This is a genomic window from Amycolatopsis sp. NPDC114478 (assembly GCF_055633805.1).
Genome location: NZ_JBVKDO010000041.1, coordinates 18,083 through 40,107 on the forward strand (window position 1 = coordinate 18,083; position 22,025 = coordinate 40,107).

The following is a 22,025-nucleotide window of genomic DNA, read 5'->3' on the forward strand; positions in this document are numbered from 1 at the left end:
TCAGTCCGGCAACGGCAACGACAGCCGGAAACACGCGCCTTCACCGGCCGCCGTCTCCAGCTCGACGTCGCCGCCGTGGGCACGGGCCAGCGAGCGCGCGATCGACAACCCCAGCCCCGCGTCGGCGCCACCCGAGCGGGTGCGGGACCGGTCGGCGCGGTAGAAGCGGTTGAACACCTTCGCCGCCTGCTCGGCCGGCATCCCCGGCCCGGCGTCGGCCACCTCCAGGACCGCGCGGCCCGCCGCCGTGCCGACGCCGATGCGGACGCTCGTGCCTGGGGGAGTGTGCGCGGCTGCGTTGCCGACCAGGTTCGTGACCACCTGCCGGAGCCGGGCCTCGTCCGCGTCGACCGGGGCCGGGCCCGGGGGTCCGTCGCCACCCGGGCCGGTCAGGGTGACCGTGCGGGACGGGTCGAGCGTGCGCAGGTCGTGGCGGGCGTCGCCGGCGAGGGTGCGCAGGTCCATCGGGGCCCGGTCGAGCTGCTCCTCCGGTGCGTCGTCGAGCTGGGCGAGCAGCAGCAGGTCCTCGGTGAGCGCGGTGAGCCGGGTGGCTTCGCGGTCGATGCGGTGCATCGCTTCGTCCACATCGGACGGTCCGGGCAGCGCACCCATCCGGTAGAGCTCCGTGGACCCCTTGATGCCGAACAACGGCGTGCGCAGCTCGTGGCTGACGTCCGCGACGAACGCGCGCATCCGCGCCTCCGACGCCGCCCGGCCGGCGAAGGCGCCCTCCAGCTGGCCGAGCATCGTGTTGAGCGACGCCGCGAGGTGCCCGATCTCCGTGCCCGGCGGCGCGAGGACCGGGACGCGCCGGGTGAGGTCGCCGCCGGCGATCGCGGCCGCCGTGTGCTCGATCCGGCGCAGCGGCCGCAGGCCCCGGCCGAGGGCGAACCAGCCGGCCGCGGTCAGCACGACGAGCAGCCCCGCGCCGGTGACCAGGCTGCTCACCCGCAGCTGGGCGATTGTGGCGTCGGCTTCGGCGAGCGGCGCGGCCGAAACCACCGTGCCGCCCCAGCGGAGGGCCGGGCGCGCGACCGCCCGCCAGCGTTCCGAGCCGTCGGCGGCGGTCAGGTCGACGGCCGTCCCGTCGGCGGGGACCGTGCGCAGCGCGTCGAACGGCGGCAGCGTCGCGCCGGACACGCGCGACGAGTGCAACCCGCCCACCGGGGCGCCGGCGGCGTCCAGGTAGACGACGTACGGGGTGCCGAACAGGTCGAGCGCGGGGTCGAGCAGATCCGGCCGCACGGCGGCGTTTTCGGCCGGGGGCGGGCCCGCCGCGCGGGCGATGAGCTCGGTCATCGGGCGCAGCTGGCCGTCGAGGCGGTCGAGCTGGAAGCGTTCCAGCTGCCCGGCGACGAGCGCGCTGATCAGGGTCAGGCCGGCCAGCAGGAGGCCCGCGGTGAGCAGCAGCAGCCGCGCCCGCAGCGACAGCCGCCTCATCGCCGGGGCTCGCGCAGCACGTAGCCGACGCCGTGCACGGTGTGGATCAGCTTGGGCTCCTCGGTGTCGACTTTGCGTCGCAGGTAGGAGATGTAGGTGTCGACGATGCTGGCGTCGCCGCCGAAGTCCTCGCGCCACACGCGGTCGAGGATCTGCGCCTTCGAGACCACGCGGCCGGCGTTCTCCATCAGGTAGCGCAGGAGGCGGAACTCGGTGGCGGACACGCGGACGGGCTGCCCCGCGCGCGTCACCTGCCGGCCGTCGGCGTCGAGGGCGAGGGTGCCCACGGTCAGCACGGCGGCCGGGTGCCCGGAGGTGCGGCGGAGGATCGCCCGGATCCGCGCGATCAGCTCCGCCAGGTCGAACGGCTTCGTGACGTAGTCGTCGGCGCCGAGGGACAGGCCGGTGACCTTGTCGGCCTGGCCGTCCCGCGCGGTGAGGAAGAGGACGGGCACCGGACGGTGCTGTTCGCGCAGCAGCCGGACCACTTCGAAGCCGTCCAGGTCCGGCAGCATGACGTCCAGCAGCACCAGGTCGGGCGGTTCTTCGGTGGCCGCGGCGACGGCTTCGCGCGCCGTCGCCGCGGAGGTCACCCGGAAGCCGGCGAACCGGAGGGCGGCCGACAGCAGCTCGCGGACGGTGGGCTCGTCGTCCACGACCAGCAGCCGGTTCATCGCGTCCATGCCCGCGAGGATACGGAGATCGCGCGGACGAGCAGGCTGCCCGCGAGCCCGGCGACGGCGCCGCCCGCGGCCCCGGCAACCAGCGCGAGGAGCGGGTCCGCCGTCAGCTGCGCGCCGAGGACGGGCACCGAGAAGCCGAACGCGCTCACCGAGAGGTCGGCGGAGAACCGCGACAGGAGTGCGGTGACGACCAGGACGCCACCGACGACGGCGGCGAGCACCGCGGCTTGCCGCAGTGGTGGGTGGCGCCATCGGAGGGCGACGGCGATGCCGCAGCCGAGCAGGACCGCGGCGGCGATCCAGTGCGTGGCCGGGAGGTCGGTGTCCAGTGGGCAGGAGAGCAGGCCGGTGGTGCTGAGGTGCCAGGGGACGCCGAGGCCGGTCAGAACGGCGGCGGGGAGCAGCTGGGGGAGGAGCAGCAGGACGGCCCCCGCGGCGGTCGCGCCACCGAGCACTCCGGCGGCGGTGAGGCAGACCACGGCGAGCCCGGCCAGTGGCCATCGGAGGGTGCGCAGAGTTGTTGCCACGGAAGGGAAATGTGCGATCAGCCCGCAGGCCGCGACGACCACGAGGGCAAAGACCAGGGCGCCGGCCAGGGTGGGGGCGGCGGCCACGGAGAACGCGGCTTCCAGGTGGGTGGGGGAGGGCGGCCCGGCTTGCGTGGGGAGTCCGGTGTGTAGGTCGGCCGGGTTGGGCAGGCTGGTTTGTGCGGGGAGTCCGGTGTGTAGGTCGGCTGGGGTGGGCATGCCGGATTGCGTGGGAAGCCCGCCGGAGAGCGGTTCACCAGCCGCGGCAGGGAATCCGGCGCCAAGCCCACCCGCCGAGCCCGGCCTCACCCCTGCGGAAGAACCGGCGCCCGAGAACGGCAACCGACCCGAAACGCAACCCCCAGGCCCACCAACCCCACCCGGCAAACTCACCTTTCCCGCGCCCCACAACGCAACCCCACCCAAAGCCCCCACAAAACCCACCACGGCCACAGCCCCACGCACGAGCAACCCCTCCCGACGCCGCAGCAACAGCCACCCCAAAACCACCGCCCCCGCAAGCGAAACCCCCAGCGGAATCCCGTGCAGGCCACCATGCACCTCAACCGGAAGCCCACCGGCGGCAGCCGCCTGGACATCGACCGATCCGCCCGCCGCCGACGCCACCACCGCCGCCGTCAAACCGCCGACGTCCGGCACCCCCAGCAGCAGCAACCCCGCCGCCGCGATGACCGCCATCGCGAGCAGCCCTGCGGCCGCCGCCGTCAGGCCTCGGCCGACCTCGCGCATCACACGTCCCGGCGCCGGAAGTCCGCGAACGCCACCGCCAGCACCGCGGCCACGCCCACGCACATGCCGGCCAGGTTGACCCACGGGTGCGGGAAGTCCGGGTCGGGCACCGTCTTCAGGACCGCCGATGCCCCGAGCGTCGGCCAGGAGAAGAACAGCCCGCGCACCCACGCCGGGAAGAGGCCCGCGAGTGCGGGGACCAGGAAGACGATCCCGACGAGCGTCGCCAGCGCGCCCGCGGTCGCTCGCATCAGCGTGCCCAGCCCGACCGCCAGCAGCGCGATCGCCGCGAGGTAGAGGCCGCCGCCCGTCACCGCGGAGAGCACGCCCGGGTCGCCGAGCGCCGCCCGCGGCAGGCCCTGCGCACCCAGGACGGCCTGGCCGAGGAGGAAGGCGGCGAACATCAGCACCTGGCCCGCCACCACGGCTACGCCGACGGCGACCACGACCTTGGCCGCCAGCAGCCGGTGCCGGCGGGGCGTGGCGATCAGGGACGTCCCGATCAGCCCGGTCGCGTGCTCGCCGGTGACGACCAGGATGCCCAGCACCCCGACGATCAGCTGCGCGACGACGTACGACGTCAGGCTGCGGTTGGTCGGGTCCCAGGCCTGGGGATCCTCGGCGTACGTCTTCGCCGCGGCGTTCATGGCCAGCGCCGTGATGCCGAGCCCGGCCGTGAACAGGCACGCCAGCGTGTACCAGGTCGAGCGCAGGCTGCGGAGCTTGATCCACTCCGCGTGGACGGACTGGGCGAAGCTCACGCGCTCGCTCCCTCGTACTCGACGCTGTCGCGGGTCAAATCCATGAAGGCGTCCTCGAGCGAGACGCGCTGCGGGGTCAGCTCGGCGAGCGCGACGCCGTGGTACGCCGCGAGCTTGCCGATCTCCCCGCTCGTCAGGCCGGACACGACGAGCGCGGCCTCGGCGCCTTCGCGCACGGTCGCGCCGGCGGTGACGAGCAGCCGCGCGAAGCCCGCGTCGGGCGTGCGGACGAGCACGGTGCCTTCACCGCGTACGAGCTCGCTCACGGCGGTGTCGGCGACGAGCCGGCCACGGCCGATCACGACCAGGTGGTCGGCCGTCTGCGCCATCTCGCTCATCAGGTGGCTGGACACCAGCACGGCCCGGCCTTCGCGGGCCAGGGAGCGCATGAAGTCGCGGATCCACCGGATGCCTTCGGGGTCGAGCCCGTTCACCGGCTCGTCGAAGATGAGCACGCGCGGGTCGCCGAGCAGCGCCGCCGCGATGCCGAGACGCTGCCGCATGCCGAGCGAGAACCCGCCCGCCCGCTTGCCCGCCACGCTCTCCAGGCCGGTCCGGGCCAGCACCTCGCCGACCCGGCGCCGCGGGAGGCCGTTGCTCATCGCGAGGGCCAGCAGGTGGTCGTGCGCCTTCCGGCCACCGTGGACGGCACCCGCGTCGAGCAGCGCGCCGACTTCGGTCAGCGGGACGGGCAGGTCGCGGTAGCGCCACCCGCCGACGGTGACGGACCCGCGCGTCGGCGTCGCCAGGCCCAGGATCAGCTTCATGGTCGTGGACTTGCCCGCGCCGTTCGGCCCGAGGAACCCGGTGACCTGCCCGGGTTCGACGGTGAACGACAGGTCGTCCACGACGGTGTCGGGGCCGTACCGCTTGGTCAGGCTGCGCACTTCGATGGTGGTCATGGCGGCGAGCCTGGCCCGGCCGCCTGGCCGGTTCCTGGGAGGTTCTGGGAGAACCCTGGGAGTTCGCGCGGCCGGGAACGGGTGCGCCTGTTCCCTCTCCGGAAATCGATCCCGGCGGCGGGTCAGTCGCGGGTGGCGCGGGCGCGCAGGTGCGCCCGTTCGCCGTGCTGTCCGAAGAGGATGAGCAGCTCGACGGCCTTTCCGTCGGCGCTGCCGAGCCAGTGGGGCGGCGTCGTGTCGAACTCCGCGGCCTCGCCCGCCGGCAGCACCAGGTCGTGCTCGCCGAGGACCAGCCGCAGGTTTCCGTGGAGCACGTAGAGCCACTCGTGGCCGTCGTGGGTCTGGTGCGTCGGCTCCGGTGGGCGGTCGGTGCTCGGGATGAGCATCTTGTACGCCTGCATGCCGCCCGGCCGCCGGGACAGCGGCACGAACGTCATGCCGTGGCGGTGGATCGGCGCGAGGTGGACGCGCGGGTCGCCGGTGCGGGGCGCGCCGACGAGGTCGTCGAGCGGGACGCGGTAGGCGCGCGCCAGTGGCAACAGCAGTTCGAGGCTGGCCCGCCGCTGCCCGCTTTCCAGCCGCGACAGCGTGCTCTCCGACACCCCGGTCGTGCCGGCGACCTCGGCCAGCGTCAGCCCGCGGGTGCGGCGCAGGGCGCGCAGCCGCGGGCCGACCGCGTGCAGGACGTCGTCGATGTCGTCGCTTATCCGGCCATCTTGCCGAAACCGCAAGAAGGCGTGCCACTCCGGCACAGCCGCGCCACGGTGGACCCATGACCGCCACGGAATTCTGGGACACCCACTACGCGACCCCGCGTGCCGCACCTCGCCCGAACGTCCGGCTCACCGAAGCCGTCGCGGAGCTGCCGCCCGGCGCGGCCCTCGACCTGGGCAGCGGCTCCGGCGGCGACACGCTGTGGCTCGCCCGCCGCGGCTGGCGGGTGACCGCGGCCGACATCTCCGGCGTCGCGATCGCGCGGCTGGCCGAGCGCGCCCGCGACCTCGGGCTCGGCGGCCGCGTCACCGCCGAACGGCACGACCTGGCCGAGACGTTCCCCGACGGCCGCTTCGACCTCGTTTCGGCGCACTACCTGCACACGTCCTACGCGTTCCCGCGCGACCGCGTGCTGCGCCGGGCCGCTCACGCGCTGGTGCTGGGCGGCCGGTTGCTGGTCGTCGACCACGGGTCCGTCGCGCCGTGGTCGTGGGACCAGGAAGCCCGGTTCCCCTCGCCGCGGGAGGTGGCCCGGTCGCTGGAGCTCGACGCCGGCGAGTGGACCGTCTCGCGCGCCGAAGCCCTCGCCCGCCGGGCGACCGGACCCGGCGGGCAAATCGCCGACGTCGTCGACCACCTGCTGCTGATCCGCCGAGCCCGGTGACCGTCCGAGGAGGACAGACCATGCCCCGCCGTCGTGACACCCCGCCCCCGCGGACCGGCCCCGCCGAGAAGGACGTGCTGCGCGGGTTCCTCGACCAGCTGCGCGCCGCGATGGCGGCCAAGGCCGAGGGCGTGCCCGAGCCGCAGGTCCGAACGCCCGGCGTGCCCTCGGGTACGTCGCTGCTCGGCTTGATCCGGCACCTGACGCATGTCGAGCGCTTCACGTTCCTCGGCGAGCCGACGGCCGACTGGCAGGCCACCTTCCGGCCGCGCCCGGGGGAAACGGCCGTCGCGCTCCTGGCGGGCTACCGGGCGGCGGTCGCCGAGGCCAACGCGGTGATCGACGCGTGCGCCGACCTGACCGAGCCGGTGGCCCGCCCGACCGGGACGCCGCCGTCGATGCGCTGGGCCCTGGTCCACATGATCGAGGAGACCGGCCGCCACGCGGGCCACGCCGACATCCTGCGCGAGCTGATCGACGGGTCGACGGGCCGGTGACCCGCCCCCGGCCTCCCGGACCGGGTGCTCCGGATGTGCGACAGTGGCGGCATGAACGGCCCGAACCCCCGCCGGCCGGCGTCGGTCGCGGACCTCGCGCGGCTGTCCGCGTGGACGGTGACGGGGTCGCGCGGGCGCTGGGTCACCGCCGAGCGCGTCCTCACCCTCGGCGGCCGGCGCTGGGTGGTCGGGCTGACGCCGACGGCGGGCGGCGCGACGGCGCTGATGCTCTGGTGTGACGACGACGTGGTGGCCCACCGGCGCGGTCCGGAGGCGGCGTTGTGCGAGACCGCCGTGCGGTGGGTGACGAACCTGCTGTCCGGCCGCCCGTGGGACGGCCGCTGAAGCCGGGTCGCGCTGCGGAGATCGCCCGCCCGGCCGGTCGCTGAACGCGGCCGCGTCCGATCGGCCGGTGGCGACCGTCCGAACAGGACAGTGCCGGCAGCGGCGCGGCGATCGCCGTGGGCGCGCCGCTCGACGGCGTCCCGGAGGCTTTCGAACTCGAGCACCTCGGCTGAAAGCGGCCCGGGGCCGCCGCGGGGGTGGCGGGCCCGGGGCCGGTCTTAGCGGATGGTCTTGGCGGCGGCGAAGTAGGCGTTCGACGGGGTCAGGAACGACAGCACGACGCCGATGACGGCGACGACCACGCTGACGTAGCCCAGCACCGTCGACTGCCCGGCCAGCACCGAAATCAGCTGCAGGGCGGTGATCACCGTGAGCACGATCCGCGCCCAGTTCCGGCCGGCGCGCAGCTTGAACGCGAACAGCAGGTACAGCGCGGCGATGATCACGGCGATCACGAGCGCGACGACCATCGTGATCGTCACGGCCTGGTCGATCTGCGCGTCGGTCAGCGAGCCGCCGCTTTGTCTGTTCGAATTCCGCAGTGTATCGGCGAGCGAGTCACGGCTTGCGAAGATCAGGAAGCCGCCGACGAGGCCGATGACAGTCGAAGCGATGAACGCCCAAAAAGCGCCTTCGATGGTCGTGGGCCGGGCCGGGGCGGCGGCCGGCTGCCCGGCCGCCGTCGATTCGGGGTAGTTCGGATAGTTCGGTGATTCGGTCATGGAGATCGAATAGCACGCCGACGGGACACGCGCAGACCGAACGGCCGTTTCCGGCGCGAAAACGTGATGTCCGATCGTCAGTGCTTGCGGCTGAGGGCCTCCCGTTTGACGAAACCGATGACCGCGGTCGCGACGAACAGCACCGCGCCGACGATGATCAGCCAGAACAGGCCCTTGATGACGATGCCGAGGACGGCCAGGATGGCCCAGACCACCAGCAACCCGATGAGAAGACCCATGTCAGCTCCTTCCGAACGTGCGGCGGGGGTACCCGCGCACCCGGCTCGCTACACACGGCAGCGCCGTCGTCAGCCCGCCCGGGTGACGGCGGCCCGCGAACGCGACGGCGCCGAGACCCACGGCTTCGGCGTCACCGGAGACGGTCTACATCGGACACTGGCCGGTGCGGCCGCGGAGGCGGAGTTCGCCGGGCTGTTGCACGGCGTCTGCTGAAGCGTTACGCGGCGAGGTCGGCCGCCACCGTGAGCAAGTGGGGCGCCAGCGCGTCCGCGATCACCGCGTAACCGGCCGACGACGGGTGGAACCGGTCCGCCGAGAACAGCGTCGCGTCCGCGGCGAAGCGCGCGGTGAGCTGGGGACCCGCGGCGGCCACGGCCCCGCCGGCCCGGATCGCGGCGTCCGCCTGGGCACTCGCGTACTGGCCGCTCGCCGCGGACACCAGCTGCCGGTAGGGCGCCGGCACCCGCGACACGATCCCCAGGTCGGGCGCGGGCACGACGAGGACGCGGGCGCCGCCGCGGACCAGCCGGGCCACGGCGTCGTGCAGCTGCCGGGCCCCGACCGCGGGCGAGACGAACCCGGCCAGGTCGTTCGCGCCGATCACGACCAGCGCCAGATCGACGCCGTCGCGCAGCGCGGCGCCGGCCTGGCGGTCCAGGTCGGCCGAGCGGGCGCCGGGCACGCCGTAGCCCTGCAGCCGGACGACGTGGCCCTCGGCCCGCAGCCGCCGCGCGAGCCGCTGCCCGAGGGTGTCCTCCTGGCGCGAACTGCCAACGCCGGCGGCCAGCGAGTCGCCGAGGACGCAGAATCGGAGAATGCTCATCGTCCGGTACAACGTCCGGGAGGCGTGGTTGTTTCCCGGGTGGTCCGCGTGACTGGGACGGTGGTCGTGCGGGTGCTGCTCGGGCTGGTGCTGGTCGTCGTGCTGGTACTGGCGCTCGTGTGGGTCTTCCAGCGCCGCCTGATCTACCTGCCGGACACCACACCGGTGCCCTCGGCCACGACCTTGCTGCCCGGCGCCGAGGACGTCCGGCTCCGCACGGCCGACGGCCTCGACCTGGGCGCTTGGTTCGTCCGGCCGGACCGGGCACCGATCGCGACCGTGCTGGTGGCCGGCGGCAACGGCGGCAACCGGGCCGACCGGGCGCCGCTGGCGGGGAAGCTCGCGCAGGCGGGGCTCGCGGTGCTGGGGTTCGACTACCGGGGCTACGGCGGCAATCCCGGCGACCCCAGCGAGGAAGGACTGGCGCTCGACGTCCGCGCGGCGTGGCGGTTCCTCACCGAGGACCGGCAGGTGCCGCCCGGCCGGATCCTCTTCTACGGCGAGAGCCTCGGCTGCGCGGTGGTGGCCGAGCTCGCCCTCGAGCACCCGCCGGCCGGGCTGCTGCTGCGGTCGCCGTTCACCGACCTGGCCGCCGCCGGCACCGAGGCTTATCCGTACCTGCCGGTGCGGCTGCTGCTGCGCGACCGGTTCCCGGTGCGGGACGAGGTCGCCCGCCTGCGCGTCCCGACGGTGGTGGTCATCGGCGGGCGGGACGAGATCGTCCCGCCCGCCCAGAGCCGCGAGGTGGCCGCGGCGGCGTCGGCGCGGCTGGTCGAGGTCCCGGACGCGGGCCACAACGACCCGGTGCTGCTGGACGGCCCCGAACTCGTCGAGGCGGTTCTGTCGCTGGTGCCGCGTTAGGCGTTGGTGGTCACCCAGGTGGCGATCTGGGCGCGGTTGGTGCAGCCGAGCTTGGTGAGGATGTGCTGGACGTGGCTCTCCGCCGTCCGCTCGGAGATGTGCAGCAGCGCGGCGATCTGCTTGTTCGTCAGGCCGTCGGCCACGTGCGCGGCGACCTCGCGTTCGCGGCGGGTCAGCGGGCCCGGCGCCTCCCCGCGCAGGGTGGCCGCCAGCGCGTCGGCGGCCTGCCGGACCGGCGCCATCCCGAGCCGCTCGGCCGTCGCCGACACCGACGCCGCCAGGCCGAGCGCTTCGGCGACGTCGCCCGGGCGGGCGCGGCGCGCCAGCGTCTTGGCCAGCTCGAAGCGCGCCAGCGTCGCGTACGGCGGGGTGCCGGCTTCGTCCTTGGCCGCGATCGCGAGCCGGGATTCCCGCACGGCTTCGTCGAGCCGGCCGGCGGACGCGGCCGCGAGCGCGAGGTACCGGCGGACCGACCCGGTGACGAGGATCGAGCCCGCGCCGCCCGTGACGAACAGCCCGGCGTGCGGCCGCAGGATCGCCGCGGCCCGCTCGACGGCCTCGGGCGGCCCGAACTCCGCGCCCACCTCCACCGCGGCGGCAGCGACGGGCAGCGTCGCGGGTACCGGCGCGGGTTCGGAAACCGCGCCGCGGTGGTAGAACTCGGCTGCTCCGGCGCGGTCGCCGATCTGCAGCAGCCACGCCGAGTGCAGCAGCGCGACGAACGGCGGAGCGTGCTCGGTGAAGATGCTCTCCATCGCCGGCGTCACCAGGCTGGCGCGCCCGGTGAGCGCGGCGACCGAAGCCAGCACGGTGATCGGCACGCCCTGCAGCGACATGTGCGCCCGGTCGGCGACGAGCGCGAAGCTCTGCTGCAGCGCCTCGACGGCGTCGTCGAACCGTCCGCGCGCGATGGCGATGGTGGCGAGGCTGCGCAGGTGGTGCCAGCGCGCGAGCGGACGGCGGAGGCGTTCGGCCGGCAGCCGCAGCGCGGCGAGCTCCTGTTCGGCCTCCCCGAACCGGCCGAGCATGAGCAGCGCGTCGAACCGCCAGAGGTGGCCCCACAGCAGCACATCGGCGTCGTCGCGGTCCTCGCCGAGGGCGATCATGCGGTGGGCGAGGGTCAGCCGTTCGTGCACGCCGTCGGGGGCCGAGCGCACCATCTGCCGGGCCCGCAGCGCGGAGCAGAGCACGTCCGGATCGCCGAGCCGGTCGGCGATCGCGAGTGCTTCGGCCGACGCCGCTTCCGCGTGGCCGCCGCCGAGGAACCCGGCTTCGCCCGCGTGCAGGGCGAGCAGCCGGGCGCGCAGCGGGTCGTCGCCGGGTGGCAGTCCGGTGAGCGCCTCGCCGGCGATCTTGCCGCCGTTGAAGCTGCCCCACGGGTCGGACAGGCCTTCCATCGCCAGCGCGATTTCGCCCAGCAGCGCCGGGTCGTTCGCCTCCCGGGCCGCCTCGGCGGCGGTTCCCAGCACCCGGGAGCCGCGTTCGATCTCGCCGCCGCGCAGGTGGGCGACGCCTTCGCGGCGCCGCAGCCGCGCCCGGTCGGCGGCGGACGCGGGAGCCGCGTCGAGCGCGCGCCGGTAGAGCTCGGCGGCGCGTTCCCAAGCGAGCTCGGTCAGCGCCTGGTCACCCGCGCGCTCGGCCCGGTCCGCGGCCTTCGCGGCGTCGCCGACCGGCAGCGACTCCAGCCAGTGGTGGGCGATCTCCGACGTCCGGCCCGGGTCGCGGCGCTCGAGCCACGCTGCCATCCGGGCGTGCGCGGTCAGCCGTGCCACCGTCGGCAGGTCCGCCGCCGCCGACTCCCGGATCAGGTCGTGCTTGAAGCTGCGCGCGGTCACGATGCCGGCTTCGGCGGCCTCGTCCAGGTCGGTCAGGACGTCGGCGGCGGGCCGGCCGGTGACCTCGGCGACCGCGGCCGGGTCGACGTCGCGGCCGAGCACGGCGGCGGTCGCGACGAGCAGCCGGCACGGCTCGCTCAGCCGGGCCAGCCGCGCGCGGACGGTGTCCACGACGCCGTCCGGCAGCGCGTCGCCGCCGGCGCCGGCCAACCGGGCCAGCTCGGAGACGAAGAAGGGGTTGCCGCCCGAGCGGCGGCTGACGAGCGTGGCGATTTCGGCGGGGATGCCCCCGCGGCCGAGCTGCGCGACGACCTCGGCCTCGGTCAGGCCGGCCAGCCGGATCCGGGTCAGCACAGGTTCGCGGGCGAGCGCGGCGAGGGCCGAGGTGAGGGCTTCGCGGCCGGTCGTCTCGGTGTCCCGGTAGGTCGCGACGATCAGCACGGGCGCGCGGTCGAGGTCGCGGGCGAGGTGCACGAGCAGGGCGAGCGACGCGGCATCGGCCCACTGCAGATCGTCGAGCACGGCGAGAAGCCCGTGCGGGGCGGCGGCTTCGCGCAGTCCGTCGGCGAAGGTTTCGAAGGCTTGGAAGCGCGCTTCGGCGGAACCGTTCGCTTCGCCGGTGGGGAACGGCCGGTCCAGTGAGCGCGCCAGCTGCCGGAAGGCCCAGAAGGGCGGGCTGCCTTCGTCGTCGCTGGCGCGTCCCCAGCCGACGGGCACGCCGGCGTCTTCGGCGTGCCGGGCGAGTTCCCGGGCGAGGCTGGTCTTCCCGATGCCGGGTTCACCGACGACGAGCACGACGCGGCCCCGCCCCGCCCGCGCCTCCGCGAGGCCGGCGCGCAAGAGGGTCAGCTCGCCGGCCCGGCCGACGAAGCCCCGGCCGAGCTCCATGCGCCAGTACGATACGGCGCCGGGGTCCGATCGGCGTGGTTTGCCAGACCGGCGGGCCCGGGTGGCGCCGCCCGGGCCGCGCACCGCGTCCGATCAGCGGGGCTCGCCGGGCCACCGGAACTTCGGCCCAGCCGGCCAGATCGGCGCCGGGAACCACGACGCCCGAGCCAACCCCGCCACCAACGCCCGCCAAAACGCCTTCACCGGACCCACGTCCCGCGCGCGCAGACCGCCTGGACGCGCAGCAGCGCGCGCGGGTCGGCCAGTGGGTCGCCGTCCACGGCCAGCAGGTCCGCGTCGAAGCCCGGGGCCACCCGGCCTTTGCGGTGCGCGAGCCCGCACACCCCCGCCGCGACCGAGGTGATCGCCCGCACCGCGTCGGCCGGGGACAGCCCGATCTGGTGCAGCATCAGCGGCGCCCACGGCAGTACCCCGTGCGGCTTGACCGGCGCGATCCCCGCGTCGGTGCCCGCGACCACCCGCGCGCCGAGTTCGTGCAGCCGCCGGTAGTTCGCGACGACGCCCGGCATCCGGCGCGCGATCTCCTCGGGCGGGGCCAGGCCCTCGACGGGCACCATGCCGACCGTCGCCCCGACCACCACGCCCTGGTCCACGACGGCGTGCAGCAGCTCCTCGGAGTGCTCGACACCGGTCGCCGTCCAGAACGTCACGTGCTCCATGCCGTCCACGCGCGCGGCGAGGGCGTCGGCGATCGCCGAGGTGCCGTGCGCGTGCGCCGTCACCGGCAGGCCGTGCCGGTGGGCCTCGTCGACGGCGGCGCGCAGGACGTCCCGGTCGAACTGGGCGTCCTCCTGGCGCGTGCCCGGGGTCATCGTCCCGCCGCTGGCCATGATCTTGATGACGTCGGTGCCGCGGTCGACGTGCTCGCGCACCGCCGCCCGCACCCCGGCCTCGCTCGCCTCCGCGACGCCGCCGAGGAAGTGGCAGTGCCCGCCGGGACTGGTGATCGGCGGCCCGGCGGCGACCACCGTCGGCTGGCCGGCGAGGTCCCGCAAGGCCAGCGACAGGTAGCCGCGGTCGCCGAGGTCCCGCACGGTGGTCACCCCGGCCCGCAGCGACGCCCGCCCGGCCTCGGCCATCGCGGCGACCACCTGCGCGTCATCCCGGGCGGCGAGCCGGGCGACCGGCTCGGTACTGGCGTCGAAGGCGAGGTGGACGTGGGTGTCGATCAGCCCGGGCAGCAGCGTCGCCCCGCCCAGTTCGAGGAGGTCGGCCCCCTCGGGCGCGGTCCCTCCGGACTCGACGCCCAGGATCGTGGCGCCGTCGAGCACCACCAGCGGGTTGGCCACGAGGGCGGACCCGACACCATCGAACAACCTCGCGGCACGCACTGCCGTGAGCCGCCGCCGTTCGGTCACCACAAGCTGTTTCGTCATGCGGCCACGATCGCCCCGATCGGCGGTACGCACGTCGGGGCAACTACGGAGAGGCGGTACGGAGATCCGGCCGGTTCAGAGGATCGAAGCGCCCGGGCGCGGCGGTACCGAGTCACCGATCGGCCACGACTCCCGGGGCGAACCGGGATCACTTGGCGGAGGAGGATCTCATGAGCAGAGAGGGCGACGCAGCCACTGGTCGGGATCCCAAGGTCGCGGCGTTGGGTGCTTTCGAGAAGTGGAGCAACTATCTCCTGGTGACCACGGTCGCGGCAGTCGGGTGGATCACCTCGAAGAACGTCGACTTCCGCTACGAATCGATGCGGACTCTCGCGCTGTGGAGCCTCGGGACTTCCATCGTGTTCGGCATCCTCACGTTGGCGCTGGTTCCCCTGGTGGCCGAGACCATGGACGACGAGAGCTCGATATATTCGGTGCGCGTTTCTTTCCGGCTCTTCGATCGGCGTTGGCACGCCTACCTCACGCAGGCCTGTCGCCCTCAGCATTCCGCCTTCATGGCCGGAATAGTCTTCTACTGCGTCGGAGTCGCCGAGATCGGCTGGCTGGGTTTCGTCGTCGCCGCCATTTTCTCCCTGTACGGGTTGTGGTCCAAGCCCATGCGGAATCGAGAGGTGAGCCGAGGTCGCCCTCCGGCGCGTGGGTGATCGCCGGGGTACCGGCCGCGGCGCAGCGGGTGCGCCGCGGCCGGGACGTCAGCGGTTCACCGCGCTGACTTCGTCCTGGACCCGCTTCCGCAACCCGCTCTCCGCCGACAGTCGCGTTTGGACGGACGCCTTGCTCCGCACCGGGCCCGGCACCGGGTACACCTGGTCCTCGCCGAGGAGCGGCACTCCCGGGCACGTCGTGCTGCCCGGGCGGGAGTTCTTCGTGAGGAACACGTTCACCAGCCCGTCGACGCACGGGTTGCCCGCCAGCGCGTACTGCCCGTGGTACGGCGAGTCGTCGACCGACACCAGCGGGACCCTCGCCGTGCGCGCTGCCGCCGAGGCCTGCTCGTAGCCCGTCTGCGGGTCGAATTCGCCTTGCACCACCAGGATGTTCGACGCCACCGAAGCGGGCACGTCCGGGAGTGCGTGCTGCGGTGCGTCCGACCAGAAGCCGCACGTCTCGCCGAGGCCGTACGCCCAGCCGAACAGCGGGTAGCGCGGCCCCTGCTGGTCGCTGAGCCGCTTGTACCAGGCCGCCGACCTGGTCGGCTGGTCGCCGCACGCGACGGCGTAGCGGGTGCCGGACCGCTGCGTGTAGTCCGGTGCCGCCGCGGCCACCACGGCCGGGGTCACCGACGCCGCCGGCACGCCGAACGCCTTGCGGGAAGCGGCATCCATCGCCTCGGCGAACGCCGGCGGGGGAGTGGCCGTGGTGCCGTCGAGCGCCGCCGCGCCCTGGAGGAAGACCAGCGCGCCGAGCAGCCACTGGATCTCGCTGCCGTTGCCGACGAAGATGCCGTCGAACCCGTCGGGGGCGACGCCGTGGGCAGCGTAGTAGGCCCGGACGCGTTCCCACTTCGCCTTCACCTCGGCGGGAGTCCCGCCCAGCTGCGCGGCGAAGTTCCGCGCGAGCCACGGCACGTAGACGTCGTCGAACTGCCGCTGGTCGATCACCGGGAACGCCTCGAAGTCCGCCTGCAGCCGGCCTTCGAAGTTGACGCTCGAGTCGAGCACGGTCTTGCCGGTGTGCTCCGGGAACAGCGACGCGTACTTGGCGCCGAGCCAGGTGCCGTAGGAGTAGCCGAGGTAGTTCAGCTTCTCGTCGCCGAGCAGGGTGCGGATCAGGTCCATGTCGTGCGCGGTCTGCCACGTCGTGACGTACGGCGCCAGCGCGTCACTCTGGCACGCCTCGGCGACCGCGCGCGGCACCTTCTGGTGGTTCGCGATACTGGCCGCCGAGCGGTCGCGCGCGTCGAGCGGGCCCTGCGGCAGCCGCCCGGTCGGGACCTGGCACTGGAAGCCCTTGTCGTCGGTGCCCGCGTGGCCGGTGCCGCGCGGGTCCATGCCGACGAAGTCGTAGAGCTGGTGCACGGACGGCTCCAGCGCGGCGAGCGGGCCGGCCAGCGTGGTGCCCTGACCGCCCGGCCCGCCGGGGTTCAGCAGGAGCGCGCCGCGCCGCTCGCCGGTCGCCGCGGCGCGGCTGATCGACACCTTCAAGTCGGTGCCCGCGGCCGGGTCGGCCCAGTCGCGCGGCACGGTGACCAGCGCGCACTGCACGGCCGCGTCGCCGGTGCCCGGCTTGAACGGGCAGTCGCCCCACTGGAGCTGCTGGCTCGTGTACGGCGTGAGCGGGTCCGCGGCCGCGGCGGGCACCGCCGCCGCGAAGAGGGCGGCCGTCGCGGCCGCCAGTCCTGTCCGGGAGATGCGCACCGAAGGGTCCTTCCGTCGCCGGGTGGGGTGCGCCCGAGCCTGGCCCGGCGCCCGCCGCCGGTGATCAACCCGGGGGACGAACTCGCCGCCGCGGCCTCGGCCCGGGGTATGAGCCCGGCCCGAAGCGGGCCACCTTCCGAGCGGCGCGGAACCGTTGCCGCGGAAGTTGTCGCGCCGGACAACGCGGGATGAGCCCGCTCAGCGCGCGCCCGCCCGGGAGGATCGGGATCATGGGCAGATGACCCGTCCGGGAATCGGCGTCGTCGGCCGCCGCCTGGTGCAGTTCCTGCTCGACGAGCTGCTCGTCTTCCTGCCGATGTTGCTGCTCGCGATCGCCGTGGTCTGGCTCTTCCACCCGCACGGCCCGGGCCTGCTGACGTTCCTCAAGGTCGTCCTCTACACGATGCTGGTGCTGGACTTCCTCGGCCTGGTGTTCGTCAACGTGTGGTGGCCCTACCGGCACGGCGGGCAGACGCCGGCGATGCGCTGGCTGCGCCTGCGGATCCGGACCCTCGACGGCGGGCACCCGTCGCTGGGCGCGTTGTTCGTCCGCGACCTGCTCATGGTCGTCGACGGGTTCGCGTGGGGCCTCGCGGGCACCGTCGTGATGCTCGTGTCGCGCCGGCGGCAGCGGTTCGGCGACATCGTGGCCCGCACGGTCGTCGAACGCGTGCCGAGGTCAGCGGACGAGCCCGCTTTCCCACGCCCAGATGGCGATTTCGGTGCGGTTCCGGGCCCCCAGCTTGCGTTTGACGGCGCCGATGTGGGTCTTGACCGTGGGCAGCGAAACCACGAGTGAACGGCAGATCTCTTCGTTCGTCGCCCCGCGCGCCACGGCCTTCACGACGTCCAGTTCCCGGGGCGTGAGCGGGGTTTCGGGCGCGGGCCGGGCACTGCCGCGCGCGAAGTGCGCGAGCAGCCGGGTCGTGATCGCGGGGGAGACGAGCGCCTCGCCGTGGGCGGCCGCGTGCACGGCTTCGATCAGCAGGTTCGGCCCGGCGTCCTTGAGCAGGAACCCGCAGGCCCCGGCGCGCAGGGCCGCGTGCACGTTCTCGTCGAGCCCGAACGTCGTCACCATCACCACGTGCAGCGGGTCCGGGACGTCCGGGCCCGCCAGCAGTTCCGTCGCGCGCAGCCCGTCCACGCCGGGCATCCGGATGTCCATCAGCGTGACGTCGGGGCGCAGCTCGCGGGCCAGCCGCACGGCCTGGTCGCCGTCGGCGGCCTCGCCGACGACCTCGATGTCCGGTTCGCCTTCGAGGATCAGCCGGAACCCCGCGCGGACCATCGCCTGGTCGTCGGCGATCAGCACTCGCGTCGGCAACCCGCTCTCCCCTCCCGCGGCGGTCAGTCCGGCCGCAGCGGCAGCCGCGCGACCACGCGCCAGCGCCGGCCTTCCGCCGGTCCCGCGTGCACCGTACCGCCCACCGCCGCGACCCGCTCCGCCATCCCGAGCAGTCCGTAGCCGCCCCGGCGGGCGGGCCGGCCGGCACCGTCGTTGACCACCTCGACGCGCAGCTCGCCGGGCGGTTCGTGGTGGACGAGCACGTGGACCTCGGCGGCGTCGGGCGCGTGCCGCCGGACGTTGGTCAGCGACTCGGTGAGCAGCCGGTGTGCGGTGGTCACGACCTCCGGCGCGACGGCTAGTTCACCGAGGTCCGGGCTGACGTCGAGGTGGATGCGGTCGTCGTCGGGTACCGCGCGGTCCACAGCGGTGGCGAGGTCGGCGGGCGGCACGAAGAGGTCTTCGTCGCCCGTGCGCAGCGCGCCGACCAGCCGGCGCATCGCGGAAAGCGCCGTGGCGCCCGCGGTTTCGAGCTCGGCGAACGTCGCGGTGTCGCCGCCGCTGCGCTCGGCGACCCGGTGCGCGGCCTGGACGCGCACGACGATGCCGGTGATCTGGTGCGCCACCAGGTCGTGCAGCTCGCGGGCGAGCCGGAGCCGTTCGGCGGAGCGGAGTTCGAGGACGTCGACGCGGTGGCGGACGTCGGCGTCGCGCAGCACCAGGCCGCCGGCCAGCGCGCCGCCCCACACCACCGCGGCGCCCGCGGCGTAGAGCGCGGCGGGGGAGCCGGTGCCGTAGCGCAGGATCGGGGCGAGCGTCGCCGCGCAGCCGCCGAGCACGGCCTGGACGGTGGCCGCGCGCGCCGAGAGCCGGTGGCAGGCGGCGCCGACCACCAGTGCGATCGCGAGGGTCTCGGCCGCGCCCGGCTGCGGCGGCAGCCGCGTGCCCGTGGCGGCCAGCGCCGCCGCGATCCCCGAGCCCAGCAGCGAAAGCCCGGAGACGGCGGTGGCCAGCCCGGCGATGTGGCCGGGGAACCGGCGGCGCAGCACTGCCAGCACGGCGACGACCGGGCCGGCGCCCGGCGCGAACTCGATCGCGATGCTGGTGAGCTCGCCCTGGCCCGGCACGGCCCGGGCCGCGAAGACCATGTCGAGCACCACCAGGACGCCGAGCACGGCCGCTTCGGCCACCAGCGGGCCGCGGCGGCCGGTCCACGGGATCCGGCTGGCGGAGGTCATCTGCCCGATGGTGCCGCACCCGGCGCCCCGGCGCCGCGTTCGCGCCCGGAGTTCGTACCTGGGTCTGAGACGGCGGCGGAATCTCCTACCGCCGGTTGATCGATTGCCCGCGTTTCCTCGCGAAGCTGGGAGCATGAACCGATTTCTCATGCGAGAGGACGACGCGGTGGCCGAAACCCGGCCGGGGAAGATCGAGGGACTGCCGGGCTGGTACTTCCTGCTCGTCGGGCTGCTGGTGGCGTCCAACGACCTCAGCCTGCAGTTCAGCGACCGGTACCACTGGGTCGTGTTCCTGCCGATCGCGCTGCTCGCGGTGCACCTGACGCTGTGGTTCACGCTGCTGTCCCGGCGCCGCAAGTACCTGCGCGCGGTCTGGCGCAGCAAGCAGGCCCTGGCACTCGTCGCCGTGCTCTTCGCACTGCGGCTGGGACTCCAGTTCGGCCTCACCAAGCTGACCGACAGCGCCGCGCCGCTGCACAGCTACACGCACCTGATCCTCGGCCTCGTGATGCTGGTCGTGACGACGGCCGGGGCGTGGTTCGACCAGTGGCTCATCCTGCGGGTGGTCAACCGGCAGGCGTGACGCTCGTCCCGCGCACCACGAGCCGGTGCGGGGCGACGATCGAGCGCGGCGGCCCGGGTTCGGCGGACAGGCGGTCGAGTGCCAGCTCGGCGATCCGGTCCTTGTCCGGCGACACCGTCGTCAGGGCCGGGACGCTGAACCGGCCGTCCTCGATGTCGTCGAACCCGACCAGGGCCAGGTCGTCCGGCACGGTCACGCCGCGGTCGGCAGCCGCGCGCAGCGCGCCCAGGGCGAGCTCGTCGGTGAAGCAGAAGACGGCGTCGGGCGGCTCGGCCCGGTCGAGCAGCTCCAGCATCGCGCGGTGGCCGTCCACGCGGTGCAGGCGCCGGACGGGCACCGCCAGGTCCGGCTCGGCGGGCACGCCGGCTTCGGCGAGCGCCTGGTGGTACCCGGCGAGCCGCTGGCGGGCGGTCGCGTTGAGCGAACGCGGCTGGATGCCCAGCGCGGCGATGCGTCGGCGGCCGGCGGCGAGGAGGTGGCCGGTGGCCTCGCGCGCGGCGGCGACGTTGTCGATCGCGACGTGGTCGACGCCGGCCGCGCCGTCGTGCTCGCCGAGCAGCACCAGCGGGACGGTGTCGGTCCGGGCGGCCAGCTCGGCGGGCGCCACGGCCCAGGGGCTGAACAGGACCCCGTCGACGAGCTGGCTGCGCCGGCCGTGCAGCAGCTGCTTTTCCCGCTCGGCGTCCCCGTCGGTCTGGTCGATGAGGACGGTCAGGCCGCGGCGCTCGGCGATCCGGACGGTCCGCGCGGCGAGCTCGGCGAAGTACGGCGAGTCGATTTCCGGCACGACCAGGGCCACCAGCCCGGTCCGGCCGCGCCGCAGCGTCCGGGCGGCCATGTTCGGGCGGTAGCCCAGCGCGTCGATGCTCGCCTGCACGCGTTCGCGCGTCGCCGGGGCGACGTAGCGGAAGCCGTTGACCACGTTGGACACCGTCCGCACCGACACCCCGGCGTGCTCGGCCACGTCCCGCAGTTTCGGGTTCACGTCCGCAGCGTACCTCTTGCAACGTGGCATGCCACGTTGCAAACTGAAGTCGCCACGCCGTCGTGACGCCTTGGAGGTCCCCATGACCACGAACCTGACCTCGCCGTTGACCGCCGCCGAGGTCGAAACCCTGACCGGCCGGCTGTACGAAGACGGCATCATCGGCCTGCCCCAGGCCTTCACCCGGGACTGGGTGGCCCGGCTCGGGGAAGACATCGACACGGCGTTCGCCGAGGCCCGCGCCCGGCCGGACGGTGCCGTCGGCCGCGGTCCGAACCGCTTCTACGTCGAGATCCACCCCGAACAGCTGCGCGGCTTCGCCGACCTGGCCGGGCACCCGTGGATCGCCGCCGTCGCCGAGTCCGTGCTCGGGCCGGACTACCGGATCGTCGAGGTCGGGTTCGACGTCCCGCTCGCCGGTGCCGTCGACCAGCCGTGGCACCGGGACTTCCCGATGCCCGAGGAGACGGCGCGGCACCGCAGGCTGAACTCCCTCGCCGTCAACGTGACCGCTGTGGACACCGAGCCGGACATGGGCCCGTTCGAGATCGCGCCCGGCACGCACTGGGACGACGGGAGCGCGTTCGACCACGGCATGTTCCCGCCGCGCGAGGCGTACCCGCGCTACCGCGAACTCGCCGTGCGCAAGTTCCCGCGGATGGGCGACATCTCGATCCGCTCGGCGCTGACCGTGCACCGCGGCACCGCGAACCACTCGGCGAAGTCGCGGCCGGTCCTGGTGCTCGGCCTCGACGCGCCCGGCGCGGGCAACGACGACCGCCACGACACCGCCGTGACGCGCGAGTTCTGGGCGTCCCTGCCGGACTCCGTGCGCGCGCACCTGGACTGCCCGATCGTCGACAGCCTCACGCCGATCACGCAGAAGCACACGATCGAGGGCCTCGTGATGGGCGAAGATTCCTGAAACGGATGTTTGCCGTCCCCGGCCTGGGGCACCAGAGAGCCATGACTGAAGCAGGGATCACCGAAGTGTCGGGCCGGGCCGGGGTCGTCGCGGGGTTGCGCCGCGTGCTGCTGGCGTTCGGGGTCGGGGGTGCGCTCGCGTGCCTCGCCTGGATGGCGCTGTGGCTGGCGATGCACGTCTAGGGTCTAGAACTCGTCCGCCGCGGTCAGCTCGTGCTCCAGCGAATCCGCCCGGGCGACGACCGACTTGAGCGGCCGCTCGAACTCGAGCTCGATGCTGAGGTCTTCCAGCGGCACGGTGTGCTTGAGCAGCGCGACGCCGTCCACGATCGCGGCGCCGCCGACCGCCGAGCTGCCCGCCAGTTCGAGCAGGCGCCGCAGGTCGATCTTGTCGGCCCAGCCGACCGGTGAGGAGATTTCGACCCACGCGCCACCGTGCAGTTCTTCCACGTGGTGCGCGGTCACCTGCTGCGTGCGGCCGTCCGGACCCTCCAAGCGGAACCGGAGCCAGCCGTCGGTGTCCTCCAAGACCTCGTACCGCGTCCGAACGTAGTTGATCACATCGGTCCAGGTGGTCACCTGC

The 22,025-nt window shown here is 74.1% G+C and carries 26 protein-coding genes; 10 read left to right on the plus strand and 16 right to left on the minus strand.

From position 1 onward, the window contains the following. From ACZ7OH_RS50175 to ACZ7OH_RS50200, 6 genes are all read right to left on the minus strand, one after another. The gene (locus ACZ7OH_RS50175) at positions 1 to 1,440 is read right to left on the minus strand and encodes a sensor histidine kinase (RefSeq protein ID WP_470287436.1); all 1,440 of its coding nucleotides are present in this window, start codon (positions 1,438 to 1,440) and stop codon (positions 1 to 3) included. Continuing rightward, positions 1,437 to 2,123 carry a response regulator transcription factor gene (locus tag ACZ7OH_RS50180; RefSeq protein ID WP_400892271.1) on the minus strand — a complete coding sequence of 229 codons (687 nt, stop codon included), beginning with the start codon at positions 2,121 to 2,123 and terminating at the stop codon, positions 1,437 to 1,439. The genes ACZ7OH_RS50175 and ACZ7OH_RS50180 overlap by 4 nt, the downstream gene beginning before the upstream one ends. Next, positions 2,111 to 2,650, minus strand: coding sequence for a hypothetical protein (locus ACZ7OH_RS50185; RefSeq protein WP_470287437.1), 540 nt, complete (start codon positions 2,648 to 2,650; stop codon positions 2,111 to 2,113). Before ACZ7OH_RS50185 ends, ACZ7OH_RS50180 begins: the two co-directional genes overlap by 13 nt. A gap of 749 nt (positions 2,651 to 3,399) precedes the next feature. Beyond that, complete coding sequence (locus tag ACZ7OH_RS50190) at positions 3,400 to 4,161, minus strand: ABC transporter permease (RefSeq protein WP_470287438.1); 762 nt, start codon at positions 4,159 to 4,161, stop codon at positions 3,400 to 3,402. Then, complete coding sequence (locus ACZ7OH_RS50195; protein WP_470287439.1) at positions 4,158 to 5,063, minus strand: ABC transporter ATP-binding protein; 906 nt, start codon at positions 5,061 to 5,063, stop codon at positions 4,158 to 4,160. Before ACZ7OH_RS50195 ends, ACZ7OH_RS50190 begins: the two co-directional genes overlap by 4 nt. 122 nt (positions 5,064 to 5,185) lie before the next feature. Next, positions 5,186 to 5,770 carry a helix-turn-helix domain-containing protein gene (locus ACZ7OH_RS50200; protein WP_470287465.1) on the minus strand — a complete coding sequence of 195 codons (585 nt, stop codon included), beginning with the start codon at positions 5,768 to 5,770 and terminating at the stop codon, positions 5,186 to 5,188. A 65-nt stretch (positions 5,771 to 5,835) separates the two neighbouring features. Between ACZ7OH_RS50200 and ACZ7OH_RS50205 the strand changes: the two genes are divergently transcribed. The 3 genes from ACZ7OH_RS50205 to ACZ7OH_RS50215 are packed head-to-tail and all read left to right on the plus strand — an operon-like array spanning position 5,836 to position 7,283. Then, the gene (locus tag ACZ7OH_RS50205) at positions 5,836 to 6,441 is read left to right on the plus strand and encodes an SAM-dependent methyltransferase (RefSeq protein WP_470287440.1); all 606 of its coding nucleotides are present in this window, start codon (positions 5,836 to 5,838) and stop codon (positions 6,439 to 6,441) included. A gap of 20 nt (positions 6,442 to 6,461) precedes the next feature. Next, positions 6,462 to 6,938 (plus strand): DinB family protein, encoded by a 477-nt coding sequence (locus ACZ7OH_RS50210; RefSeq protein WP_470287441.1) that lies wholly within the window; start codon positions 6,462 to 6,464, stop codon positions 6,936 to 6,938. Positions 6,939 to 6,989: 51 nt separating this feature from the next. Continuing rightward, positions 6,990 to 7,283: a hypothetical protein gene (locus ACZ7OH_RS50215; protein WP_470287442.1), complete on the plus strand. Its 294-nt coding sequence runs from the start codon at positions 6,990 to 6,992 to the stop codon at positions 7,281 to 7,283. A 218-nt stretch (positions 7,284 to 7,501) separates the two neighbouring features. On the opposite strand, the gene ACZ7OH_RS50220 is transcribed toward ACZ7OH_RS50215, so the two are convergent. Together ACZ7OH_RS50220 and ACZ7OH_RS50225 are read right to left on the minus strand one after the other, a co-directional pair. Further along, positions 7,502 to 8,005 (minus strand): hypothetical protein, encoded by a 504-nt coding sequence (locus ACZ7OH_RS50220; RefSeq protein ID WP_470287443.1) that lies wholly within the window; start codon positions 8,003 to 8,005, stop codon positions 7,502 to 7,504. Between the two features lie 77 nt (positions 8,006 to 8,082). Then, positions 8,083 to 8,244: a hypothetical protein gene (locus tag ACZ7OH_RS50225; RefSeq protein WP_400892289.1), complete on the minus strand. Its 162-nt coding sequence runs from the start codon at positions 8,242 to 8,244 to the stop codon at positions 8,083 to 8,085. Between ACZ7OH_RS50225 and ACZ7OH_RS50230 the strand changes: the two genes are divergently transcribed. Next, a complete protein-coding gene (locus tag ACZ7OH_RS50230) occupies positions 8,243 to 8,458 on the plus strand; it encodes a hypothetical protein (RefSeq protein ID WP_470287444.1) in 216 nt (71 codons plus the stop codon). The two genes, ACZ7OH_RS50225 and ACZ7OH_RS50230, sit on opposite strands and share 2 nt — an antisense overlap. Positions 8,459 to 8,462: 4 nt before the next feature. Here the strand turns inward: ACZ7OH_RS50230 and ACZ7OH_RS50235 are convergent, their stop codons facing one another. Next, positions 8,463 to 9,068 (minus strand): SGNH/GDSL hydrolase family protein, encoded by a 606-nt coding sequence (locus ACZ7OH_RS50235; RefSeq protein ID WP_470287445.1) that lies wholly within the window; start codon positions 9,066 to 9,068, stop codon positions 8,463 to 8,465. Between the two features lie 48 nt (positions 9,069 to 9,116). On the opposite strand from ACZ7OH_RS50235, the gene ACZ7OH_RS50240 reads away from it, so the two are divergent. Further along, positions 9,117 to 9,929, plus strand: coding sequence for an alpha/beta hydrolase (locus ACZ7OH_RS50240; protein WP_470287446.1), 813 nt, complete (start codon positions 9,117 to 9,119; stop codon positions 9,927 to 9,929). Here the strand turns inward: ACZ7OH_RS50240 and ACZ7OH_RS50245 are convergent. After that, positions 9,926 to 12,652, minus strand: a complete 2,727-nt coding sequence (locus ACZ7OH_RS50245) for a helix-turn-helix transcriptional regulator (protein ID WP_470287447.1) — start codon at positions 12,650 to 12,652, stop codon at positions 9,926 to 9,928. The genes ACZ7OH_RS50240 and ACZ7OH_RS50245 overlap by 4 nt on opposite strands. 200 nt (positions 12,653 to 12,852) lie before the next feature. Continuing rightward, positions 12,853 to 14,049, minus strand: a complete 1,197-nt coding sequence (locus tag ACZ7OH_RS50250; RefSeq protein ID WP_470287448.1) for an amidohydrolase family protein — start codon at positions 14,047 to 14,049, stop codon at positions 12,853 to 12,855. Between the two features lie 170 nt (positions 14,050 to 14,219). On the opposite strand from ACZ7OH_RS50250, the gene ACZ7OH_RS50255 reads away from it, so the two are divergent. Then, entirely contained in the window at positions 14,220 to 14,714 is a 495-nt protein-coding gene (locus ACZ7OH_RS50255; protein WP_470287449.1) for a hypothetical protein, read from the plus strand. A 48-nt stretch (positions 14,715 to 14,762) separates the two neighbouring features. Here ACZ7OH_RS50255 and ACZ7OH_RS50260 read toward each other — a convergent pair whose 3' ends face one another. Further along, positions 14,763 to 16,427, minus strand: coding sequence for an alpha/beta fold hydrolase (locus ACZ7OH_RS50260; protein WP_470287450.1), 1,665 nt, complete (start codon positions 16,425 to 16,427; stop codon positions 14,763 to 14,765). A 238-nt stretch (positions 16,428 to 16,665) separates the two neighbouring features. Here ACZ7OH_RS50260 and ACZ7OH_RS50265 point away from each other — a divergent pair, with 238 nt between their 5' ends. Next, the gene (locus tag ACZ7OH_RS50265) at positions 16,666 to 17,226 is read left to right on the plus strand and encodes an RDD family protein (RefSeq protein ID WP_470287451.1); all 561 of its coding nucleotides are present in this window, start codon (positions 16,666 to 16,668) and stop codon (positions 17,224 to 17,226) included. Here the strand turns inward: ACZ7OH_RS50265 and ACZ7OH_RS50270 are convergent. Beyond that, complete coding sequence (locus tag ACZ7OH_RS50270; protein ID WP_470287452.1) at positions 17,107 to 17,751, minus strand: response regulator; 645 nt, start codon at positions 17,749 to 17,751, stop codon at positions 17,107 to 17,109. The genes ACZ7OH_RS50265 and ACZ7OH_RS50270 overlap by 120 nt on opposite strands. Positions 17,752 to 17,774: 23 nt before the next feature. Then, positions 17,775 to 18,950, minus strand: a complete 1,176-nt coding sequence (locus ACZ7OH_RS50275; protein ID WP_470287453.1) for a sensor histidine kinase — start codon at positions 18,948 to 18,950, stop codon at positions 17,775 to 17,777. A gap of 133 nt (positions 18,951 to 19,083) precedes the next feature. On the opposite strand from ACZ7OH_RS50275, the gene ACZ7OH_RS50280 reads away from it, so the two are divergent. Then, positions 19,084 to 19,533 (plus strand): hypothetical protein, encoded by a 450-nt coding sequence (locus tag ACZ7OH_RS50280; RefSeq protein WP_470287454.1) that lies wholly within the window; start codon positions 19,084 to 19,086, stop codon positions 19,531 to 19,533. On the opposite strand, the gene ACZ7OH_RS50285 is transcribed toward ACZ7OH_RS50280, so the two are convergent. Further along, positions 19,517 to 20,518, minus strand: a complete 1,002-nt coding sequence (locus tag ACZ7OH_RS50285; protein WP_470287455.1) for a LacI family DNA-binding transcriptional regulator — start codon at positions 20,516 to 20,518, stop codon at positions 19,517 to 19,519. The genes ACZ7OH_RS50280 and ACZ7OH_RS50285 overlap by 17 nt on opposite strands. Before the next feature lie 82 nt (positions 20,519 to 20,600). Here ACZ7OH_RS50285 and ACZ7OH_RS50290 point away from each other — a divergent pair, with 82 nt between their 5' ends. After that, a complete protein-coding gene (locus ACZ7OH_RS50290; protein WP_470287456.1) occupies positions 20,601 to 21,443 on the plus strand; it encodes a phytanoyl-CoA dioxygenase family protein in 843 nt (280 codons plus the stop codon). A gap of 41 nt (positions 21,444 to 21,484) precedes the next feature. Beyond that, positions 21,485 to 21,625 (plus strand): hypothetical protein, encoded by a 141-nt coding sequence (locus ACZ7OH_RS50295; RefSeq protein ID WP_167379510.1) that lies wholly within the window; start codon positions 21,485 to 21,487, stop codon positions 21,623 to 21,625. A gap of 3 nt (positions 21,626 to 21,628) precedes the next feature. Here the strand turns inward: ACZ7OH_RS50295 and ACZ7OH_RS50300 are convergent, their stop codons facing one another. Continuing rightward, complete coding sequence (locus tag ACZ7OH_RS50300) at positions 21,629 to 22,021, minus strand: hypothetical protein (protein WP_470287457.1); 393 nt, start codon at positions 22,019 to 22,021, stop codon at positions 21,629 to 21,631. Positions 22,022 to 22,025: the final 4 nt, after the last annotated feature.

Coding starts and splice junctions, on each gene's coding strand:
- ACZ7OH_RS50175 (WP_470287436.1), bottom strand. CDS start 1,440: ATGAGGCGGCTGTCGCTGCGGGCGCGGCTGCTGCTGCTCACCGCGGGC.
- ACZ7OH_RS50275 (WP_470287453.1), bottom strand. CDS start 18,950: ATGACCTCCGCCAGCCGGATCCCGTGGACCGGCCGCCGCGGCCCGCTG.
- ACZ7OH_RS50255 (WP_470287449.1), top strand. CDS start 14,220: ATGAGCAGAGAGGGCGACGCAGCCACTGGTCGGGATCCCAAGGTCGCG.
- ACZ7OH_RS50215 (WP_470287442.1), top strand. CDS start 6,990: ATGAACGGCCCGAACCCCCGCCGGCCGGCGTCGGTCGCGGACCTCGCG.
- ACZ7OH_RS50235 (WP_470287445.1), bottom strand. CDS start 9,068: ATGAGCATTCTCCGATTCTGCGTCCTCGGCGACTCGCTGGCCGCCGGC.
- ACZ7OH_RS50295 (WP_167379510.1), top strand. CDS start 21,485: ATGACTGAAGCAGGGATCACCGAAGTGTCGGGCCGGGCCGGGGTCGTC.
- ACZ7OH_RS50230 (WP_470287444.1), top strand. CDS start 8,243: ATGTCAGCTCCTTCCGAACGTGCGGCGGGGGTACCCGCGCACCCGGCT.
- ACZ7OH_RS50250 (WP_470287448.1), bottom strand. CDS start 14,049: ATGACGAAACAGCTTGTGGTGACCGAACGGCGGCGGCTCACGGCAGTG.
- ACZ7OH_RS50290 (WP_470287456.1), top strand. CDS start 20,601: ATGACCACGAACCTGACCTCGCCGTTGACCGCCGCCGAGGTCGAAACC.
- ACZ7OH_RS50220 (WP_470287443.1), bottom strand. CDS start 8,005: ATGACCGAATCACCGAACTATCCGAACTACCCCGAATCGACGGCGGCC.
- ACZ7OH_RS50245 (WP_470287447.1), bottom strand. CDS start 12,652: ATGGAGCTCGGCCGGGGCTTCGTCGGCCGGGCCGGCGAGCTGACCCTC.
- ACZ7OH_RS50210 (WP_470287441.1), top strand. CDS start 6,462: ATGCCCCGCCGTCGTGACACCCCGCCCCCGCGGACCGGCCCCGCCGAG.
- ACZ7OH_RS50280 (WP_470287454.1), top strand. CDS start 19,084: ATGAACCGATTTCTCATGCGAGAGGACGACGCGGTGGCCGAAACCCGG.
- ACZ7OH_RS50265 (WP_470287451.1), top strand. CDS start 16,666: ATGACCCGTCCGGGAATCGGCGTCGTCGGCCGCCGCCTGGTGCAGTTC.
- ACZ7OH_RS50195 (WP_470287439.1), bottom strand. CDS start 5,063: ATGACCACCATCGAAGTGCGCAGCCTGACCAAGCGGTACGGCCCCGAC.
- ACZ7OH_RS50205 (WP_470287440.1), top strand. CDS start 5,836: ATGACCGCCACGGAATTCTGGGACACCCACTACGCGACCCCGCGTGCC.
- ACZ7OH_RS50225 (WP_400892289.1), bottom strand. CDS start 8,244: ATGGGTCTTCTCATCGGGTTGCTGGTGGTCTGGGCCATCCTGGCCGTC.
- ACZ7OH_RS50180 (WP_400892271.1), bottom strand. CDS start 2,123: ATGGACGCGATGAACCGGCTGCTGGTCGTGGACGACGAGCCCACCGTC.